This window comes from Bacillus sp. SIMBA_074 (genome assembly GCF_046534555.1).
In the GTDB taxonomy this organism is placed as follows: Bacteria; Bacillota; Bacilli; order Bacillales; family Bacillaceae_G; genus Bacillus_A; species Bacillus_A mycoides.
The window spans coordinates 1-231 of sequence record NZ_JAWRYM010001327.1; the positions used below are offsets into that span (position 1 = coordinate 1).

The 231-nt window shown below is 76.2% G+C and carries 1 protein-coding gene; it reads right to left on the bottom strand.

Going from position 1 to position 231, the window contains the following annotated elements:
- Window positions 1–25 precede the first annotated feature (25 nt).
- Window positions 26–231: hypothetical protein (locus SB773_RS35005; RefSeq protein WP_410595191.1), on the bottom strand; the 206-nt coding region annotated here is incomplete at its 5' end.

The window sequence follows — 231 nt, forward strand, 5'->3', positions numbered from 1 at the left end:
CTGCCAACCTGCGCGGGGCGCGCGATCAGGCAGTGGCGGAGGGGTCGTGGACGGGCCGCTGCAGCGCGCGGGTGGCGCGCAGCTGACGCAGCGCCTGCTCGATGCGCTGCCGGGTGCGCGGTTGCCAGTCGTCGTCGCAGACCCGCCAGGCCTCGCGGCGCAGGCACCATTGCCATTGGCTGGCGGCCGCGCTCACTTCCAGCACGGCGCCGGGCAGCGGCAGCGTGCAGG